The sequence below is a fragment of the Dolichospermum lemmermannii CS-548 genome (assembly GCF_028330815.1).
Lineage (GTDB): Bacteria > Cyanobacteriota > Cyanobacteriia > Cyanobacteriales > Nostocaceae > Dolichospermum > Dolichospermum lemmermannii.
Genome location: NZ_JAQMTJ010000223.1, coordinates 1 through 3,381 on the forward strand (window position 1 = coordinate 1; position 3,381 = coordinate 3,381).

Consider the following 3,381-nt stretch of genomic DNA (forward strand, 5'->3'; position numbering starts at 1 on the left):
CCAATGACCAATGACCAATGACCAATGACCAATGACCAATGACCAATGACCAATGACCAATGACTAAACTAGCAATGGTCTAAAACCGTGTTTAATGGACACACGACCAATTTGCTCCATTTTGTCTACGGTAATCTGATTACGCCCCCAAGAAAAGTTTGTATATAACTTCTCAAATTCCAATAGCATTGATTCTGCAAAACAAGCAAATAATTGCCGACCTGGCACATCCATATTGACAATTTTCATAATTTTCCAGTCAATATCTAGGGAATGCTCCACAATGCCACCATTTAACACATACACCCCTGGGTGCTGAATTTTTGTGCCTAAGTTTTTAGGATAGCCACCATCAATCAATAGACAGGGTTGTTTTAATGTTGTCGGGTCAATTTCTACGCCTTTGGGCATACTCGCCACCCAGACTACAATATCTGCTTGGGGTAATGCTTCCTGTAATCCCATGATTTTACCGCGTCCTAGTTCTGCTTGCAGTTCTTGGAGACGTTCTTGGTTTCTAGCAATTAATAGTAATTCTTGGACATCTGTTTTTTTATCTAGCCAGCGGGTGACTGCGCTACCAATATCCCCCGTTGCACCGCACACAGCTACAGTTGCTTTGGACAATTCAATCCCTAGTTGTTTAGAGGCTTCTTCTACTTGCCGACAGATAATGTAAGCTGTATGAGTATTGCCTGTGGTGAAGCGTTCAAAATCTAGGTTAATATTGCGGACTTGTTTGAACTGCTCTAAATTAAAGTTCTCAAAAATAATTGAGGAAAATCCTCCCAAAGCTGTAATATCAATGCCATGCTTTTGAGCATGAGCCATAGCGTTGAGAATTTTCCGCGTGGCAGCTTTAATACGACGATTGGCCAGCATTTCTGGCAAAAAGCAAGATTCTACATACTTTCCTTCTATTTTCTGCCCGGTGATACTGGTGACAGTGATATGATCAACTATTTGCGGCGGGGCGCTACACCAAAAGTCTAGCCCTTGATCGGCATATTCTGGATATCCCAATTCTTGAGCTACTGATTGAGCGTGTTCTAAACTAGTCAGATGTCCAATTAAACCAAACATGGAGTGATATATTAGGCGTGTGCTGTCGTGCAAAACTGTGGAATTAGTGGGCAATACCAACTTTGGATTTGAGATTTTGGATTTTGGAGAAATCGCAAACTATAGTATCTAATTATTAAAAATACTACATAAGGGGTCAATGTTCACAGTTGACGGTTGACTACAGAACTATTACTCCCCTACTTCCCCTACTTCCCCTACTTCCCCTACTTCCCCTACTTCCCTGGGGTAACAAAGTCGTCACCCCTGTGGGCAGTTATTAAACGGTTGCCAGTCCGTAGGCTGAAAGACGCATGATGTCACGGGTGGTAAAGCCAATGTTACTTAGTGCTTCACCGTATTGAATCATAAAGTCTTCTACTAAAGCATCTTTTTCCATTGCTAAGACTTTGGCATCGTCTGCTACTTCGTTCAGCATTTTCCAGACAATGGGCAGATTTTGGCGGTTTGCTGCTTCTAATTCAGCTTGAGATTCTGTAAAGTTTTCTTGCAACCACACTTCACCAAAGTTAAGATGGCTGTATTCTTCTTTTACAACTCCTTCTGTGATTTTACGAGCAAAATCATCAGCTACGGGAATGTAGATATTATAGGCAGCGATCGCAAAACATTCGATAATTAAAGATTGAATCAAAAGGCAGGTAACTACTTTACCTTCTTTGGCTGCGGTTTGAAAATTGTCGTGTAGTCCCAAGAAAAACTTTTTAGCGAATACTAAATCTGGAGTCACTTTTAAATTCCGTCCACAGGCTTCAAAACCTTTTTTGTGGCGACTTTCCATTTTCGAGAGACGAATTAATTCCTCTTCCTGTGCTGGCAGCAGTTTCGCTAATGTCATGTAATTTTCGTGGGCTTCTTGTTCCCCTTCAATGACAATGGCATTGATGCGGCTATAAGCATCTTTATATATTTCGCTTTGGAAATCAATTTTTTCAATTTGGTCTACAAGCTGCTGCATATTCGGTGTTACTCCGTTGTCCATGAATCATTTAATACAAAAACTTAAATTACCCGATCAATTTGGGGTAATTATCACTGTGATTTAATTTAACTTAACAAGAAACTATAGTTATTAAATTAGTTTTTACTGATGGTTGTACCAACAGAAAAACAAATGTATGGAGTCATAGCCAATGTCCAAGCTAAACTGGAATCTAAAAAAATGCCAATTTGTTGAGCCTGTTAGTAGCGCTAACAAGTGCATTTATAGGGTTACTGCCGCTAATTGTGGTTTTTCTGACCTCTTTGGGGGGGTGAGAAACAGCAGGGGGTGGCCACAATAATTGGACTTTAGCCAATTACCGGGGGGTAGGGACAAGGGAAGTTTTTACTGGCCTTTGCTAATTCTACCTTAGTAGCGATCGCACTTACAGCTTTTCCAATTTTCACTTTCAGTTCTAAACTTGATATAGCGGTATGCACTTGTATGAGATACATCATAGTCTCCTCGCACCCCCTCAATCCCCCTCCGCGGCGGGGGGAATAAAAGGATAAACTTGTATCTTACTCAACCTACAACCGCTATAATCCATTCTTTGTCCGTCTGGGCGAGACAAAATTCTAAAGACTGTAGATTAAATCACTCCAGCCACAGATATAAAAATACTAAACTCAGATTCCGTCATCATCATCAAATATGCAAAAGTTGGGTTTAGTGTTAATTATCATCTCATTTTTACCGTGGCTGATCATTGCTGTAATTGTGCCATTTTTGCCAATTTCTCTCGCCCAAAAAGCTATATTAGTCCCAGTATTATTGGTCTTGGCTGAAGTTCTTTTTTGGTTGGGTGCGCTACTGGTAGGAAAAGAAGTAGTGCAAAAGTATCGCCGTTATTTAAATTTCCGTTATCTAAATATACTCGTCAAAAGATGGAAGCGGAAAAATAGAAAAAGATGATAATTAGGTAGAATTAGTATTTATAAATCTCTATGTAGGTTAGGAAAATGGCAGCACAAAAATTGAGCGAAGCAGAACTAACATTAGCCCTCAATAGTTTACCAGGATGGCAAATTAAAGAAGGGAAATTATACAAAGAATATAAATTTAGCTCTTTTGCAACTGCCTTAGGTTGGATGGTTAGTGTGGGTGTTCATGCGGAAAAAATGGGACATCACCCCGAATGGTTTAATGTTTACAACACAGTTAAGGTAAATCTTGTTACTCATGACATCGGTAATGCTATCAGTGATTTAGATTTGGAATTAGCGCAGAAAATGGAAGAATTAGCGCCGTAAGATTGGGGAAGTTGGGGAAGTTGGGGAAGTTGGGGAAGTTGGGGAAGTTGGGGAAGTTGGGGA

5 protein-coding genes are annotated in these 3,381 nt (G+C 40.1%); 2 read left to right on the forward strand and 3 right to left on the reverse strand.

Annotated elements, in window-relative coordinates; all coding sequences use genetic code 11:
• Positions 1 to 63: 63 nt before the first annotated feature.
• The 3 genes from PN450_RS14930 to PN450_RS14940 form a co-directional block, all read right to left on the reverse strand.
• On the reverse strand, positions 64 to 1,083 hold the full coding sequence (locus PN450_RS14930; RefSeq protein ID WP_015079154.1) for a long-chain acyl-[acyl-carrier-protein] reductase: 1,020 nt from the start codon (positions 1,081 to 1,083) through the stop codon (positions 64 to 66).
• A gap of 259 nt (positions 1,084 to 1,342) precedes the next feature.
• Positions 1,343 to 2,041 carry an aldehyde oxygenase (deformylating) gene (locus tag PN450_RS14935; protein ID WP_168634314.1) on the reverse strand — a complete coding sequence of 233 codons (699 nt, stop codon included), beginning with the start codon at positions 2,039 to 2,041 and terminating at the stop codon, positions 1,343 to 1,345.
• A gap of 332 nt (positions 2,042 to 2,373) precedes the next feature.
• Positions 2,374 to 2,523 (reverse strand): hypothetical protein, encoded by a 150-nt coding sequence (locus PN450_RS14940; protein ID WP_271836787.1) that lies wholly within the window; start codon positions 2,521 to 2,523, stop codon positions 2,374 to 2,376.
• Between the two features lie 196 nt (positions 2,524 to 2,719).
• On the opposite strand from PN450_RS14940, the gene PN450_RS14945 reads away from it, so the two are divergent.
• Positions 2,720 to 2,980, forward strand: a complete 261-nt coding sequence (locus tag PN450_RS14945; RefSeq protein ID WP_148762920.1) for a transporter suffix domain-containing protein — start codon at positions 2,720 to 2,722, stop codon at positions 2,978 to 2,980.
• Between the two features lie 47 nt (positions 2,981 to 3,027).
• The gene (locus tag PN450_RS14950; RefSeq protein WP_148762918.1) at positions 3,028 to 3,318 is read left to right on the forward strand and encodes a 4a-hydroxytetrahydrobiopterin dehydratase; all 291 of its coding nucleotides are present in this window, start codon (positions 3,028 to 3,030) and stop codon (positions 3,316 to 3,318) included.
• Positions 3,319 to 3,381: the final 63 nt, after the last annotated feature.